The organism is Enterobacter sp. HMSC16D10 (assembly GCF_001807145.1).
Taxonomy (GTDB): domain Bacteria; phylum Pseudomonadota; class Gammaproteobacteria; order Enterobacterales; family Enterobacteriaceae; genus Enterobacter; species Enterobacter roggenkampii.
Genome location: NZ_KV787902.1, coordinates 186,520 through 202,128, shown reverse-complemented (window position 1 = coordinate 202,128; position 15,609 = coordinate 186,520). Strand labels below are relative to the sequence as shown.

Below are 15,609 nucleotides of genomic sequence, written 5' to 3'. Positions count from 1 at the left end.
CTTCAGCCTTTGCCCACTGCTGCCGTAAACTTATGGAAATTGAATTAGATAAAAGCTTTAGAGAAAGGATTTTCCACGCGGTCATTTTTGAAGTCACGGCCAACATTATCATCGCGCTGTCGCTTGCGTGGCTGATGAACGTGTCGATACTCCAGTCTGGTTCGCTGTCCGTGATATCCGCGCTTACCGCCACGGCCTGGAATTTTGTGTTTAACAAATTCTTTGACGCTCTTCAGAAAAAATACCAGTTTGAAAGAACGTTCCTCGTCCGCGCGCTCCATGCGGCCTGTTTCGAAGCCGGACTTATCATCACGTTAATTCCTGTGGCCATGGTGATGCTGCATTTAACGATGACGGAGGCATTTTTTGTTGAGATTGGTTTGGTACTGTTTTTCCTGCCGTACACGATGCTGTTTAACTGGATTTACGATTACCTGCGCTGGACATTTGTTGGACGGAAACAGTCTGCTATGTAACGAGATATCTGTCACATAGACGCACCTGTGCTCATATTCGACTCCTGTCACCTTCTATACTCTTCATTTCTCTATCGCTTTCAAGGAGTCGATAATGTTTGATCATGTGAAATTTGGCGTCAGCGATTATGAAAAAAGTAAAACCTTCTTCCTCGAGGCGCTTCGTCCGCTTGGTGTTGAACTCGTCGATGAAGGCGCGCCGGATTATGGTGTTGAGATGAGCTCTGGCGACGTTTCGCTTTGCCTTTTCCAGACAAATGACAAACCAGCTCCTCTGCATCTGGCGTTTGTGGCCAAGACCCGTCAGCAGGTAGATGATTTTTACCATGCCGCGCTGGGCGCTGGCGGACGTGATAACGGTGAGCCGGGGCTACGTTCCTATGGTGAAAATTACTATGCCGCTTTCGTCATCTCGCCTGATGGTCATAACATCGAAGCCGTATGCCATGCGCCGGAAAGTCATTTAGAAGCTAAATCCTGACAGCCAGTCGCTGGCTGTCAGAGGCTGTCACGATCTGAGGCCAGCACGACGGATACCCCCTTTTCCGATACTGCGCGGATCCACTCCTTATCTGTACCGTCTTCAACGATGATGGTATTCACTGATGATACATCACCAATCACAAACGACGACGCGGTGTTGATCTTTTCCGGAGACGCCAGAACGACCGTTTCCGCGGCTCTGCCGGAAAATGCACGTTTGATGCATGCCTCTTCGAAATCGCCGGTTGTCAGCCCCGCATCCGGATGAATACCGGTCACGCCCATAAAGAACAGATCTGCATGAATATTCTCTATGCCTTCGATGGCCGCCGCGCCGACCGCAACAATCGAGTGTTTATACAACCGTCCGCCGATCAAAATCACCTCAATGGCAGGATGATCAACAAGCCCCAGAGCAATACTCGGGCTGTGCGTCACCACGGTGATGCGCAAGTCAGGCGGGAAAAAGGTAATCAGCTCCGAGGTTGTCGTGCCACCGTCGATAATTACCACCTGGCCTGATGAAATCAGCTGGGCCCCTTTCCGGGCCACCCTTTTTTTTGCATCCATCTTCACGGATTGCCGTTCGGCAAACGGAGCAATTGCGGAAGATGACGGTAGTGCGCCGCCGTGAACACGCTGCAAACGCCCTTCTGCCGCCAGCTCGCGGAGATCGCGCCGGATAGTATCTTCAGAGACGTCGAAAAGAATGCTGAGCGCTTTTGACTGGACCTGACCTTCGGCACCCAGCTTTTCAAGGATCAATTGTTTTCGCTGACGAGTGAGCATCCTGTTTTCCTGATGTTGCATGTTTTACCTTGAAAGTGCATGATATTGCTGTTTGTGAGTATTACTTTACGTAAGGAGGAACAATCGTGCAATCAAAACGTGCAGATATGCGCATCATTAACAGTGAAACCCTGTCAGATAACTGGTACATCCTTAAAAAATACACCTTCGACCTGCAGCGTCGTGATGGCGAATGGCAGCGGCAACAGCGGGAAGTCTATGACCGTGGCAACGGCGCGACGATTCTTCTCTACAACCGTGAGAAAAAAACGGTCATCCTGACGCGCCAGTTCCGCTTCCCTGTTTTTATTAACGGCCATGAGGACGATTTAATTGAAGCGGCGGCGGGATTGCTGGACAACATGGATCCTGAAAGCCGCATCAAAGCAGAAGCGGAAGAAGAGACCGGATTCCACGTTACGCGCGTAGAGAAAATCTTTGAAGCCTATATGAGCCCGGGCTCTGTCACGGAAAAACTCTATTTTTATCTTGCCGAGTATCAGCCGAAAGACAGAACCGGCGCCGGCGGCGGGATCAAGGCTGAGGGAGAAGATATCGACGTGCTGGAAATGACGCTTGAAGAGGCATTACGCCGCATTGAAACCGGCAGGATTGTCGACGGTAAAACCATCATGCTGCTTTATCATATTGCCCTGAAAGGCATTATGTAACCCACTGGTTTAAATCCTGATTTCAATTTGTATGAACCTGAGGGAAAAGGGTAAAACCTCCTAAATTTTGCAGCCTACTATATTTAGTGAACGATTTCGAAATTCGATAAAAACATCAACAATTCCCTAAGTCATCTGCATTTACCATTCAAAAATCCCAAACGTTCACGAGGCTGCCAGTTGAGGCAGCCTGTCTTATCTGTTGACTGGATTAAAATGCGACTCGCTACAGATAACGAAGCATATTATACTTGCTCCTCCACTCGTACAGGAGGCAGCAACTCACGTGAAGGATACATATTACAACGACTTAACGATCAATACGCAAATTCAGAGTGAGCTGGACGCGTTTTTTGAGGACTTCAAAGGGATCGTCTTCGCCTACGCCATTATGAACAAGAAAGATCCCTCACAGATGAGGATAATCAATAACAGTCCAGAGTGGTTTACTATCTACCTTGAAAAAAAATATCAGTTCATTGACCCTGTTATCATTCGGGCTTTACGCTGTGTGGAAGATTTTTTCTGGGAAAGTGATGTTGTCCTGTCAGATGGTTATAACCTGACGCGTATTTTCGACGAAAGTGTCCAGTATGATATTTATCAGGGACAGACGTTTCCTCTGCATGACTATTTGAATAATCTTGTTGTCTTATCCGTCATCAGTCCTAAGCATTCTGGGATTGACATTGAAAAATATCGGCCGCATTTTCTACGTTTCCTTGTTCAGTTACACCAGAAGACACTCAATCTGTATAGTCAGCATCAGCAGAAAAAGAATGTTTTCCTGTCGCCACGTGAGCGCCAAATCCTTAAATGGGTCAGCGCCGGAAAAACGTACGCAGAAATTTCTGTTATATTGTCTATTGCTGAGCGCACCGTTAAATTCCATATGGGCAACATCATGAAAAAGCTCGGCGTGAATAATGCAAGGCACGCAATAAAACTTGGAACGGAACTCCGGTTACTGGAGGACTGAGCCTCAGCCACTGGTTATAAATGGCGTAAGTGCTCGAGCATTTCGCGAAGCCAGTGACTGGATTTGTCTTTGCTAATAATGTCTTCAATAATGCTGGTGCTGGCGGGCATATAAATATAGTAAATAATCTCGCCTTTTTCAGAAACACCGCGCTGAATAACTTCAACTTTCCAGTTCGCATGGCGAAATATGGCATACATTCCACGACTGGCTACAGCATACATCCCATGATATTTGTTCTTTATGCAATAAATATTCATTGCAAGAAACAATGCTTTACTGGCGGGCACGCCATGCAGACTTGCGGAATCTCGTATTTCTTTATCTAAAAATAAACGGCTCACTTCACAACAAGGAACATCTGCGGGAAAAACAATGGGGTTATCGAAATAATTATGAAAAATTTCGCTTATCATTGTGGGCTGCGTTGCGTTAATAAATCGTGCGCCGCATAACAGTTGTCCATCATACATACCCAGTAAATATGTCGTGTTATGGGAATCAAATTGATCCTTCTCCATACCTTCGACGCATTCCACTTTCCAGTCGAGTCGGTCCCGAAACGTTTTTCTCCGGAGTCGGTAAAGTTCGCGCGCTAATGCTGGGGGTAAATCATCGTAGTCGTGTAAAAAAAATTCAATGACAGAATTCATGCTCTTGTTCCTGATAATAACACCTGAAACTATTATCACCTGTCTTTTAGGACAGCTTTCATTGTGCCGCATATTCCCTATACTTAAAAAGTACCTGACCACGAAGTTCTCGCAAAACTAAGCGGCCAGGAGGTCAAAGACCTACGAAACACCAGGGATATACCCATCGATGATTATCTAATATTTAAAGTTTCGGGTACAGAGCATAAGAAGCACTTTGCCGATAAAATATTAAAAAACAATAATCATAAAATAATTACAATAAATGTATTGCCCCTTAATCTTTTAAGGGGTAGTATTTCTGTTCTATTATTTTTTTTGCACCTCTCCTCATTTTCTGACTCTGCTGGCTTCTTCTGGCAAACACCCTCGCCACTACCGCTTTGCAGGCATCTGCCTGTGCTATTCTTGCAGAAACATGCAAAACGGAGAATTGATAATGGCCGACTGGAACCCTTCTCTTTACCTGCAATTTGGCGCAGAAAGAACGCGTCCGGCCGCAGAACTGCTCGCCAGAGTTCCTCTGGATGAGGCCGCTACCATCGCGGATTTGGGCTGCGGACCGGGAAACAGCACCGCGCTGTTGAAGCATCGCTGGCCTTCTGCTCACATCACCGGGGTCGATAACTCCCCTGCCATGCTTGAGGAAGCACGCGCCGCCTTACCCGATTGCCATTTTGTTGAGGCCGATATTCGTCAGTACACGCCCGGCCAGCCGCTGAGCCTGATTTATGCCAACGCGTCGCTGCAATGGATTCCGGACCATTACGATCTCCTGCCGCATCTAGTCTCCCTGCTTAAGCTAAATGGCGTGCTGGCGATCCAGATGCCTGATAATTGGCTGGAACCCACCCATGTGGCGATGCGTGAAGTGGCGCTGGAGCAAGACTACCCAGATCGTGGCCGCGAACCGCTGCCGGGCGTACACGCTTATTACGATATTCTGTCTGAAGCTGGCTGTGACGTGGATATCTGGCGGACAACCTATTATCACAAAATGAGCTCTCATCAGGCGATTATTGACTGGGTAAGCGCCACCGGCCTGCGCCCCTGGCTTCAGGAACTAAACGAGAGCGAGCAGAAACGGTTCCTGAAACGCTACCATGAACTGCTGGAAGAGCAGTATCCGCTTCAGGAAAACGGGCAGATACTGCTGGCTTTTCCAAGGTTGTTTATCGTGGCTCAACGCCAGCCCTGATCCGATTATGAGCGGGCTTCTTTGAGCAGCTGCTGGATAACCTTTTCCTGTTGCTCATAGTCACCTTCGCCAAAGGCGGTATAGCGCAGCTGCCCTTTGGCATCAAAATAGTAATGTGCTGGCCAGTACTGATTGCCGAACGCATTCCAGATTTGATAGCTGTTATCCGTCACCACCCGATACGGCAGTTGCCATTTATTCACCGCATTTTTAACCGACGACAGCGGTTTCTCCCAGGGATATTCCGGGGTGTGAACGCCAATCACCACCAGACCCTGCGGCTGGTACTTTGTGGCCCACTCCCGCACATGGGGGAGCGTATGCTGGCAATTAATGCAGTCCCGCGTCCAGAAATCAATCAGTACAACCTTTCCCCGTAACGATTCAGACGTGACAGGGTCACCGTTTATCCACCCTGTTCCACCGCTTAGCGAAGGCAGCTGGCTGCTGGGCTCTGTCATGACTACTGGCTGGAGGTTCACCGGCGCGGTGGCAGGTTTCGCCAGATTCAAGAGCGCCGTCTCAAGACGGTCCGCGACGCCGTTTGCCCCTCTCAGCAGCGAAGTCATCCCCGTCGCGTTCAGGACGACTGCGGCTAACATCGCCACCCCCGCACCCTGACGCAGCTTCGCCATTAGCGCCGATTTTGCTCTCAGTGGAGCCATCAGCGAGCGTCCGCCGAACACGAGTAGACCCAGCATCAGCGCGCATCCGCTGCCATAGGCGGCAAGCAGTGCGCCTGTGGCGATGGCCGAATGCCCCGCAATATTAATGCTGAAAATCGCACCCAGAATAGGCCCGGCGCAGGGAGACCAGAGCAGCCCAACCGCTAGCCCGGCCAGAAAAGCCGATGCCATTCCGCGCGTTTGCCCGCTACGGCTGTTGAGAACATTTCCCGCGCTGACGGCCGGTCCCGCAATACGCTGGGCGAAAGACGGGAAAATCAAGGCCAGCGCGGCGGTGGCCAGAATGACGAGCGCGATCCAGCGCCCGACAATGGTTGCCTCTGTTATCCACTCGCTGGCGACGGTGACGACCATTGCCACCAGAGTGAACATCACGATCATCCCCGCAAGCAGGGCCAGAATATGCCGACGCTGCCCCTGGAAACCGGCGAACAGGAGTGGAATAACCGGGAGCGTACATGGGCTGAGCAGGCTTATCATCCCGCCCAGAAAAGCGATTACCAGAAACATAGTGACCTCACATGACATGTCCTGCGACACTGCAGTGAGGCTATTTCATCGTGCGGATGTGTTCAGGGTATGTGTAAACGCGTGGGTTTTGTCTGGCTCTGTATCGCCCAGGCCGGGAGATACAAAGCCGTACAATTTTACGAACGACGCGGTAACGTAATGGCGACATCCAGTCCGCCCTCGGCGCGGTTCGCCAGCCTGAGTTTTCCTTCCAGCTGTGCGGTCAGCTGCGCGGCAATCGCCAGGCCGAGTCCTGTCCCGCCGGTATCGCGGTTACGCGAGGTTTCAACCCGATAAAACGGCTGCAGAACCGCCTCCAGCTCGGCTTCGGGTATTCCCGGTCCGTCGTCCATAATGTGAATAATGACCTCGCTGTCCGACGAATCGTCTATCGCAATCGCAGCACGCTCGCCGAATTTGAGGGCGTTATCCAGCAGGTTGGTCATCACCCGGCGAAGCGCCTGCGGCCGCGTGACGATGGGCAAGCGGGTTTCGCTTGCCTGAAAGTGCACGTTTTTACCGATGTCCTGATAATCGCAGGCGATGCTGTTGATCCAGGCGTTCAGCTCCAGCTTCAGTGACGTCTCCTCCAGTGATTCCGATGACCGGGCATACGCAATGCCCTCCCGCACCAGACGAGACATGTTATCAAGGTCGTTCAGGAGCTTGTCGCGAAGTTCAGGCTCTCCGGCCATTTCGACGCGCAGCTTCATGCGGGTAATGGGCGTCTGGAGATCGTGAGAAATCGAGGCCAAGATCTGCGCGCGTTCCCGGAGATAAGACTGTATGCGCGCCTGCATGGCGTTGAAGGCATGCGCTGCCCGCTGCACCTCAAGCGGCCCTTTTTCCGTCATAGGCGTGCTGGCCGCCGGATCCAGCGCATCCACCGCGCGGGTAAAGTGTGAAAAAGGCCGTACCACCTGCCGCACGGCGATCCAGGCGCAGACTGCCAGTACGAGCAGCTGCAGGATGAGGACGACCGGTAGCCAGCTGGCGACGGGCGGCATGCGTGGGATCAGGTCAATGGTCAGCGGTGCGCCATCACGTAACGTAAGGTGGGCCTGAATATGTGAAATGGCGCCAGGAACGGCGGTAAAGCTAAGCGGGTAATGCGCGGCCAGCGTCGCTTTTAAGGTTCTGATGGCGTCCTGCGAACGCTTATCCGTCGGCTCTGCGCCGGGTTCCCCTGTGCCCAGGATATAACGATAGTTACCTCGTTCAAGCCGCGGCAGCCAGGCGGCGCGTTCGCTGGCCGGTAAGCGATCTAAAATGGCGACGCTAGTTGCGACATCGTTTTCCAGATTACCGAGCATCACCGTGCGGGCGCTGTGCATGCGTTCAACCATGACCAGCGTCAGGCTCAGGGCGTTAGCCAGCAGCAGACCGGCCAGCACGACGAGCAGCAAACGGGCCAGCAGCGAGCGCGGCCAGATCGTCATTCGTTAACCTCTTTGATGGTCACCGGCATCGTAAAGACGTAGCCTTCGCTGCGCACGGTTTTGATATAGGCGGGCGTGCGGGCATCTTCATTGAGACGCTGGCGAACCCGGCTAACCAGCAGGTCGATTGAGCGTTCAAACAGCTCGGCGTCTCGCCCCTGCGTCAGGTTGAGCAATTGGTCTCGGGTCAGCACGCGCTGCGGATGGTCAAGGAAAACGCGCAGCAGACGATACTCCGCTCCGCTGAGCGCGACGATCACCCCTTCCGGGTCGATTAAGTGGCGAGCGACGGTATCGAGCTGCCATTCACCGAACATCACCAGCCGCCCTGCTTCCGTTACCTGTAAACTGGGCGGCATCGTGCGAAAACGCCGTAAAATCGCTTTAATGCGCGCCAGTAGCTCACGCGCGACAAACGGCTTCACGACGTAATCATCCGCCCCCATTTCCAGCCCCAGGATCCTGTCCGTCTCCTCGTTACGCGCGGTCAGCATCAGAATGGGCAAATCTTTATACTTCCCGACGCGCAGCTCTCGACACAGCGTAAGGCCGTCGTCACCGGGCATCATGGTATCCAGCACCACCAGGTCGATATGCTGTTTATCCAGCACGGCACGCATCTCTTTGCCGTTCGCCGCGCCGGAGGCGCGATAACCGGACTTAATGAGATAATCGACAATCAGTTCACGAATATCCCTGTCGTCATCGACGATAAGGATGTGGTCAATATGTTCCACCGAACTCTCCAGACCGAAGGGTAACGTACTGAAAATAGCACATTTCACAGCTTATCCGCGTCGATAACCGCCTTAACGAAATCCTGCGGATCTTCCTGAGGCGGATTGTGCCCCACGGTTGCGCCGAAGGTACGGTGCTCATATTTGCCGGTAAATTTAGCTGCATAGGCCTGCGGTGCCGGATGCGGCGCGCCGTTGTTGCCGCCTTCGATGGTGATCGTTGGTACGGTGATATTCGGCAGCGTGGCCAGTTTTTGCTCGTAGCGGTCGTATTTGCGCTCGCCTTTTTCCAGCCCTAAACGCCAACGATAGTTACTGAGCGTCACCGCGACGTGGTCCGGGTTATCGAGGGATTTGGCGCTGGCGTTAAAGACCGCGTCGCTGAATTTCCAGTCAGGCGAGGCCTGCGACCAGATTAAGCGCGCAAAGTCATGCGTGTTTTTGGCATAGCCTTCCGCACCGCGCTCTGTCGCAAAATAGAATTGATACCACCACTGCTGCTCTGCTTTTGGCGGCAGCGGCTGTTTCCCAATCTGCTGGCTGCTGATGAGATACCCGCTCACCGACACCAGTGATTTTACGCGCTCTGGCCACAGCGCCGCGACGATATCCGCCGTCCGGGCGCCCCAGTCATAGCCTGCAAATACCGCCTGCCTGATATTCAGGGCATCCATCAGATTAACGATATCTTTCGCCATCGCCGAGGGCTGGCCGTTGCGCGGTGTGTTTGCTGACAGGAAGCGCGTGGTACCGTAGCCGCGCAGAGACGGCACAATGACCCGGTAACCTTTTGCCGCCAGAGCCGGTGCAACCTCGGCGTAGCTGTGAATATCGTAGGGCCAGCCGTGCAATAAAATAACCGGCTGACCGTCTTTCGGGCCAATGTCGACATAACCGACGTTCAGATCGCCAGCGTTAATTTGCTGGGGATGATCAAAGGCGGCCGCGAAATTCGTGCCGGTGGCTTCCGCCTGACAGGACATCACGGTGCCAAGCGAAACGGTCAGTGCGAGGGTTGAGTAAGCAAGTTTGCTGAACATGTTGGTATCTCCGGTTGAGTACAATTCACGGGGATATCACAACACCTCAATGTATAGCGGATATGTGCGAAAGCGGGTTTATTGCAAGCCTGTGTATGTATCCGGGACGCTGATACAGTGTGATACAAACACAGGCCTTGAAGCCTTAGAGGGAGAGACGGTAGCGGACGTAGTCGTCAGCTTCACCATATTTGTCATAAAGTTTACGCGCCGGATTGTTCTCCCGGGTGACCCAGTACAGTTTCGACCACCCTTCGCGCTTGCCTTCCTCAATCAGAGCGTCAATGAGCACCTTACCGGCCCCCGCCCCGCGTTCGGCAGCATCAACAAACAGATCTTCCAGGTAGCAGATGGGCGCGGTTGACCAGGTGCCTTCGTGCAGAACACACATTGCGAAACCGATGATCTTTTCGTCCTTCTCCACGACCCGGCAGAACATCGATGAATGCGCTGAGAGCGCCCTTTCCCACGTCGCTGCGGTGACGGATTCCTCGAGGTAGCAATCATAAAAATGGGTATAGCCGTCCCACAGCGGTCGCCATTGGGAATAGTCGTCTTTGCATAGAGGTCGTACCGTAACAGCCATGTTTTCCTCACATTACAGAGTAATCGCCATTTCAAAACAGCGTAAATCAGCCCCCGCCATACGCGAGTGATGATAGTTTTCGCGCAGCGTCACAAACCCCAGCTTCTGATAAAACGACTGGGCGTTAGGCGTTGCATCAAGCGTCAGGCGGGTTATCCCCCGGCTACGGGCCTCATGTTTGAGGGCCTCAATAATCCGGGTCGCCATGCCTTTGCCGGAGGCTGCGGGCAAGGTGAAAATCGCCTCCAGGCAATGGGTATCCAGATCGAGGTAGCCTGTTGCCGCAACATCGCCCTTTTCATCTTCAACCACGTAAAAAGGGTATTCAATGACCATTTGCCGATAGCGTTCTGGCATCAGATCGGGCGTCCAGCGCGCAATGACCTCAGCGTCGTAACTGGTTGTACAGCCGTGACGAATCGCCTGATTGCGTATATTCCAGAGTGTTTCGGCTTCCTGTGGCGTGGCTTTTCGTAATGTCATAACCTCCCCCTTTAACGGCTATTTAGCCGCATTTCCCGTGCCAATCTGGCAAGACGCTGAGTACGACAATAGAGCGTAAACAGAACAAAGCCGCTGCCGTTCATCACCACCCGACAAAGTAACAGCGCGAAAGATGCAATGACGTGTGGCCAGAGGCTTCCATCATGAGAAAGCATGACATGTAGAACCTGAACGAGGGTCGTTATCAGCAGGATGATGAACAACGCCATAAAGCCCGACAATCCCGACGTCTTTCCACGAGCCAGTAGTACGCTTGTCACAATGAGCGCGCCTGTCATCGTCAATGATGGTAAGAAAAAGCTCAATGCATGATGTAAAGGTGACAAACCCTGCAACGTGCTGAGAAAAGGCAAAAGGTTTAGCGCAAACGCCACTAAAAACAGAGGTAACAGCATAGCTACCGGGTAAGGATTTTGACGCGGAAGCTCGCTGAGGGGTCGCGAAAAATACCGTTCCAGCTCGGGAGTGGAATTATCCAGAAGGCGGGTATCACGACGAGCAATAGCCTCCTCTATATTTTTACCATGTTGCAGGAGATCCTGGAAAACCCGTCCGGTTAACAAACTCAAAAACTTCATCAGAATACCGCCAGTGACTGAATGGTACCGATAATGTATTTACCGGTCCGTGGTAAGTTACTGGGCGCTGCAATAACGCCGCTCACCGCACTTCCTGCTAATGCTGCGGCACTTGTTACCACTTGCCCAAGTTGTCGAGTGAGTTCTACCTGAACCGGCCCGGTTGGAAAGCGTTTCGGATAAAGACCCGCGCGGATAAGAGCCTTGATTTCTTTGTTGCTTATACCGGGGTTTTGCGCGCGAATTATCAATTCGGTCAAACGAGCACGATCCTGACGAGGATAGCTTTTTAACCATTCAGTGGCTTTCAAGGAAGATATGGATTTCATTGCACGCCAGGTGGTAACGGCTTCTTTTAATGCCCCACCTGCACTTGCTAACGAAATTACATCCAGTGATGTGGAGGTGGCGACGTACCATTCTTGCGTATCGAGCCATGCAACATTTCCGCCACCGTTTTCAACCAGATCATAAATTCGATAAAGACCGTTAACACATTGTAATCCGGTAGCGAGAGTACCAGCGTAGCCGATAGCCACTAAAACACCACTGCCTCCTGCGGTAAGAGGTGTTGCTGCCGTGCCTGCAAGCATTACACCTCCAGTAATGATCATCGCGCCACAGGATAGTACAGTCGACGCAAGCTCAGTACCCATGGATGTCGATGTCACAGCGTCAGTCAATGATTTACCTACGCTGGATGTGGATGGCTGCGAGTTCGCTTTCGTTACAATTACGTGGGTTACAATACCACTTTGGCCATTAGGATGACGCTGACCAGAGCGAACCAGGTAGCGTTGAGTACCATCAGAATAAATGATACCGGCCTGAGCAAATTCGCGATTACAGTCCATGGCGGAACCCAGTGCTTTGAAATCGAAATCTGCAGCCCCTAAACCTGCCATTCGCGCATAATCATAACCGGGGAGATTGGTCTCAGGATTCATTCCAGGCAAAACCATACATTATTCCTTATGTGGGTAGGTAAGTTAGCCCAACTAATCTGATGGTAGTCGAACGCTCAGCAGAGCAAAATTTTGGTAGTAAATACGTTACAACGCAACTAAACAGAACGTCATATAGATGAAAATACCAGAACGCAAACAAAAGCATAACGCCTAAATAGGGAGATCCGCGCATGACGATACCGACGCTCACGACAGAACGTTTACTGCTGAAACCGCTGGTTGCCGAAGATGCCGCCCAGATACAAACGCTGTATCCGCGCTGGGAGATCGTCCGTTATATGGTCTCTTCCGTGCCCTGGCCCTATCCGGATAACGGCGCGGAAAACTATGTCAACAACGTGGCGCTGCCGGATATGGCAAAAGGAATTGCCTGGTTCTGGAGCATCCGGCGACGTGAGGTGCCGGATGAATTGATGGGCATTATTTGCCTGTACGACGTCGAGGATAACAACCGCGGGTTCTGGCTCGCGCCGGAGTTTCAGGGGCACGGATATATGCGCGAAGCCAGCATTGCCGCGACGGATTACTGGTTCAACACGCTAAACAAATCCGTTTTGCGGGCCCCGAAGGCCGCCGCCAACAGCCGCTCCCGTCGTATTTCTGACAGTAGCGGCATGCGGCTTATCAGAACGGAGAAGAAAGCCTACGTCAGCGGGATGCTGGACTCCGAGCTGTGGGAGATTACCCGCGACGAGTGGAACGCCCGTCAGGTCAGCTGATAGTGCTTATCCGGCATCAGCCTGTCCGGAATGTTCTCTTCATCATTCATCTGCAGCAGATCGCGTTCCATCATGTTGCAGATGGCGTCCAGCGGCAGGTCGTTATCTTCCGTTCCAAACGGGTCTTCCAACTCTTCCGCCAGGGTGTCCAGCGAAATAAAGGTATAAGAAATCAGCGCAGAGACAAAGGGCGTCATGTAGTGCAGGTCCACAACCAGCGCGAACGGCAGCATGATGCAGAACAGATATACCGTGCGGTGCAAAATCAGCGTGTAGGCAAACGGCACCGGCGTGGTCGCAATGCGCTCGCAGCCGGAAAGGACGATAGACATGTCGTTCAGACGGTTGTTCAGGCTATGGAACAGAATGTCTGAGAGTTGCCCGTTTCGCCGCCGCACGGCCAGCCACTCCCCCATGATCAGCAAAATACGGTTCGCCGGTGAGTTGGCGTCCATGACTTTACGTAAATCCTCCGCAGCAAGATAACGAGAGAGCTGCTCAGCATTCAGTTCCCGGCGCAGGGTCATGCGCAGACAGTTGGCGAAAGCAATCTGCAGGCGGACAAATTCGCCGAGGTGCTTATCGTCGGGTAAGGTGTTTTTTACCTCGCGAAACAGCGAGCGGGCCGCTATCATCAACTGCCCCCAGAGCAGCCTCGCCTCAACGTAGCGTGAATAACAGGCGTTGTTTCTGAAACCCAGAAAGATAGCGATCGCCACGCCGAGAATGCTGAATGGCGCCACGGTAAATTTGATACCGAGCGAGGTATACCACGGTAACATCAGGATAACGGCGATAGAGAGCAGGAAGTTGAGCAGCAATCGGGTATAGATCTTGGGAAGTACCGAACCGTGCCAGACAAAAATCAGTTGTAGCCAGTGCTGTTTAGGACGAACGATCATAGTGAGTATCAGGCAAGAAAAGAGCGAGGCTATTAAACGTGATCCCCGTCACCGTTGCAAGCTTGTTAACGGGACATTGCATTTTCTCCCCTGATTAGCGAAATCAGCACGGTGCTGCATGTGTTTTTTTAAAAACAAAGCACATAGTATGTTGTAACTAAATAAGTCCTATTCAAACCCGGCCGAAGCCGGGTGAACGCATTAGCAAAGCGGTTTAACCGCGGCGCGCATGCCCTTAAGCAGAATGGCATCCAGATCCAGCGTGACCTGGTCGACAAGACCGCTTACCTGCGTCAAGTCCTGCTCCCAGTGTTCGCGTGCGCTGAGCACCGACTGCACCAGTTCACGGGTGCTAAGCTGCCGATCGCGGTGCTGCGCCCACAGCTGCTGATAACGTTCCAGCCAGCGTGCATCATCCTGCACCGGATAGCTCTCCCCGTTACGCTCCGCGCGATAAAACGCGATCAATGCGGCCAGAGCAAACGTCAGGCGAGCCGGTAATTGCCCCGTCGCCGTCTGCCCTGCCAGCAGCTGCGGCAGGATGCGGGTGCGGTATTTGGTCATACCGTTAAGCGCGATGGAGAGCAGCTGGTGTCTGATGTAGGGATTACGAAAACGTCCTGTCACCGCACTGGCGAACGATTCCAGCTCGTTACGCGGCAAATCGAGGACCGGAATGATCTCCTGATAAATCGCTTTTTCGACGAACGCGCAGATCTCCGCATCATTCATCGCCTCGCCTACCGTATCCAGCCCGGCCTGGAAGGCGACCGGCACCAGCGCCGTGTGCGCGCCGTTCAGAATGGCCACCTTGCGTTCTTTGTAGGGCCTGATGTCGTCGACAATCAGCACGTTTAACGGGTACTTATCCAGACGAAGTTCGTGCGAAAGAGATGCCGGCCCCTGAATCACAAACAGATAAAAATGTTCGGCCGTGTCGAGGAACCCATCGTGATAACCCAGTTCAGCCTCCAGTGCGGCCGCTTCATCGCGGGGATAGCCTGTCACGATACGGTCAACCAGCGTCGAGCAGAAGCTGTTGGCGTCGTTGAGCCACTGAATAAAGGCGGCAGGCAGCGCCCACTCCTGCGCATAGCGCAAGACGAGTTCACGCAGTGCGTCACCGTTGTAGTCAATCAGCTCGCAGGGAATGATGATCCAGCCCTTGTCAGCCGCACCGTTGAAGTGGCTAAAGCGCTCAAACAGCAGACGCGTCAGCTTCGCCGGATAGCTCACCGCAGGGGCATCGTCGACGCTGTCACCCGCGTGGTAGCTGATACCCGCTTCGGTGGTGTTCGAGAATACAAACCGCATATCGGGATTGTGAGCCAGTTTCAGAAATGCGCCATAGTCGTCATAGACGCTGATTTCCCGGTTAACGGAGCGGATCAGCCGGGCCTCGCTCACCGCCTCGCCCTGCTCATTCAGGCCACGAACGATCGTGGTGTACAACCCATCCTGGGTACTTAACGACGGCGGGAAGTCGCTCTGAATCGGGCGAACGATTACCACGCCAGCGTCAAGATCGGTATGTTCGTTTAACAGGTCAATTTGCCAGTCGACAAACGCACGCAGGAAATTGCCTTCACCAAACTGAATGATGCGTTCTGGATAGTGCGCACCGGGAAAATCACGACGGTTGAGCGTGTTCACAAGGGGGGTCCTTTTATGATTAGTCATACAGCCTGATA

18 protein-coding genes are annotated in these 15,609 nt (G+C 52.7%); 6 read left to right on the top strand and 12 right to left on the bottom strand.

Annotated features, from left to right (window positions below):
• Positions 1 to 32: 32 nt before the first annotated feature.
• Positions 33 to 476: a PACE efflux transporter gene (locus HMPREF3143_RS19990; protein ID WP_070534167.1), complete on the top strand. Its 444-nt coding sequence runs from the start codon at positions 33 to 35 to the stop codon at positions 474 to 476.
• 94 nt (positions 477 to 570) lie between these two features.
• The gene (locus HMPREF3143_RS19985) at positions 571 to 957 is read left to right on the top strand and encodes a VOC family protein (protein WP_021242482.1); all 387 of its coding nucleotides are present in this window, start codon (positions 571 to 573) and stop codon (positions 955 to 957) included.
• Positions 958 to 974: 17 nt separating this feature from the next.
• On the opposite strand, the gene HMPREF3143_RS19980 is transcribed toward HMPREF3143_RS19985, so the two are convergent.
• Positions 975 to 1,748, bottom strand: coding sequence for a DeoR/GlpR family DNA-binding transcription regulator (locus tag HMPREF3143_RS19980; protein ID WP_021242483.1), 774 nt, complete (start codon positions 1,746 to 1,748; stop codon positions 975 to 977).
• Positions 1,749 to 1,834: 86 nt separating this feature from the next.
• Here HMPREF3143_RS19980 and HMPREF3143_RS19975 point away from each other — a divergent pair, with 86 nt between their 5' ends.
• The gene (locus HMPREF3143_RS19975; RefSeq protein WP_070534166.1) at positions 1,835 to 2,419 is read left to right on the top strand and encodes an NUDIX hydrolase; all 585 of its coding nucleotides are present in this window, start codon (positions 1,835 to 1,837) and stop codon (positions 2,417 to 2,419) included.
• Positions 2,420 to 2,705: 286 nt separating this feature from the next.
• Complete coding sequence (locus HMPREF3143_RS19970) at positions 2,706 to 3,398, top strand: helix-turn-helix transcriptional regulator (RefSeq protein WP_008503218.1); 693 nt, start codon at positions 2,706 to 2,708, stop codon at positions 3,396 to 3,398.
• A gap of 14 nt (positions 3,399 to 3,412) precedes the next feature.
• Here the strand turns inward: HMPREF3143_RS19970 and HMPREF3143_RS19965 are convergent, their stop codons facing one another.
• A complete protein-coding gene (locus HMPREF3143_RS19965) occupies positions 3,413 to 4,051 on the bottom strand; it encodes an acyl-homoserine-lactone synthase (protein ID WP_070534165.1) in 639 nt (212 codons plus the stop codon).
• A 439-nt stretch (positions 4,052 to 4,490) separates the two neighbouring features.
• Here HMPREF3143_RS19965 and tam point away from each other — a divergent pair, with 439 nt between their 5' ends.
• Positions 4,491 to 5,249 (top strand): trans-aconitate 2-methyltransferase, encoded by a 759-nt coding sequence (gene tam, locus HMPREF3143_RS19960; protein ID WP_047748916.1) that lies wholly within the window; start codon positions 4,491 to 4,493, stop codon positions 5,247 to 5,249.
• A 5-nt stretch (positions 5,250 to 5,254) separates the two neighbouring features.
• Here the strand turns inward: tam and HMPREF3143_RS19955 are convergent, their stop codons facing one another.
• From HMPREF3143_RS19955 to HMPREF3143_RS19920, 8 genes are all read right to left on the bottom strand, one after another.
• Complete coding sequence (locus tag HMPREF3143_RS19955) at positions 5,255 to 6,445, bottom strand: cytochrome c biogenesis protein/redoxin (protein ID WP_070534164.1); 1,191 nt, start codon at positions 6,443 to 6,445, stop codon at positions 5,255 to 5,257.
• A gap of 137 nt (positions 6,446 to 6,582) precedes the next feature.
• Positions 6,583 to 7,884 (bottom strand): ATP-binding protein, encoded by a 1,302-nt coding sequence (locus HMPREF3143_RS19950; protein WP_070534163.1) that lies wholly within the window; start codon positions 7,882 to 7,884, stop codon positions 6,583 to 6,585.
• Positions 7,881 to 8,621 (bottom strand): response regulator, encoded by a 741-nt coding sequence (locus tag HMPREF3143_RS19945; RefSeq protein ID WP_070534162.1) that lies wholly within the window; start codon positions 8,619 to 8,621, stop codon positions 7,881 to 7,883. The genes HMPREF3143_RS19950 and HMPREF3143_RS19945 overlap by 4 nt, the downstream gene beginning before the upstream one ends.
• Before the next feature lie 44 nt (positions 8,622 to 8,665).
• Positions 8,666 to 9,661, bottom strand: a complete 996-nt coding sequence (locus HMPREF3143_RS19940; RefSeq protein ID WP_021242489.1) for an alpha/beta fold hydrolase — start codon at positions 9,659 to 9,661, stop codon at positions 8,666 to 8,668.
• A gap of 145 nt (positions 9,662 to 9,806) precedes the next feature.
• A complete protein-coding gene (locus HMPREF3143_RS19935; RefSeq protein WP_070534161.1) occupies positions 9,807 to 10,247 on the bottom strand; it encodes a GNAT family N-acetyltransferase in 441 nt (146 codons plus the stop codon).
• A 12-nt stretch (positions 10,248 to 10,259) separates the two neighbouring features.
• Positions 10,260 to 10,730 carry a GNAT family N-acetyltransferase gene (locus HMPREF3143_RS19930; protein WP_008503210.1) on the bottom strand — a complete coding sequence of 157 codons (471 nt, stop codon included), beginning with the start codon at positions 10,728 to 10,730 and terminating at the stop codon, positions 10,260 to 10,262.
• A gap of 11 nt (positions 10,731 to 10,741) precedes the next feature.
• Complete coding sequence (locus HMPREF3143_RS19925; RefSeq protein ID WP_070534160.1) at positions 10,742 to 11,329, bottom strand: hypothetical protein; 588 nt, start codon at positions 11,327 to 11,329, stop codon at positions 10,742 to 10,744.
• A complete protein-coding gene (locus HMPREF3143_RS19920) occupies positions 11,329 to 12,291 on the bottom strand; it encodes an Ssp4 family T6SS effector (protein WP_032674783.1) in 963 nt (320 codons plus the stop codon). The genes HMPREF3143_RS19925 and HMPREF3143_RS19920 overlap by 1 nt, the downstream gene beginning before the upstream one ends.
• Before the next feature lie 176 nt (positions 12,292 to 12,467).
• On the opposite strand from HMPREF3143_RS19920, the gene HMPREF3143_RS19915 reads away from it, so the two are divergent.
• On the top strand, positions 12,468 to 13,016 hold the full coding sequence (locus HMPREF3143_RS19915) for a GNAT family N-acetyltransferase (RefSeq protein ID WP_023292419.1): 549 nt from the start codon (positions 12,468 to 12,470) through the stop codon (positions 13,014 to 13,016).
• Here the strand turns inward: HMPREF3143_RS19915 and HMPREF3143_RS19910 are convergent.
• Together HMPREF3143_RS19910 and HMPREF3143_RS19905 are read right to left on the bottom strand one after the other, a co-directional pair.
• Positions 13,004 to 13,918, bottom strand: coding sequence for a bestrophin family protein (locus HMPREF3143_RS19910; RefSeq protein ID WP_023292420.1), 915 nt, complete (start codon positions 13,916 to 13,918; stop codon positions 13,004 to 13,006). The genes HMPREF3143_RS19915 and HMPREF3143_RS19910 overlap by 13 nt on opposite strands.
• Before the next feature lie 201 nt (positions 13,919 to 14,119).
• Entirely contained in the window at positions 14,120 to 15,571 is a 1,452-nt protein-coding gene (locus tag HMPREF3143_RS19905; protein WP_070534159.1) for a tagaturonate reductase, read from the bottom strand.
• Positions 15,572 to 15,609 lie beyond the last annotated feature (38 nt).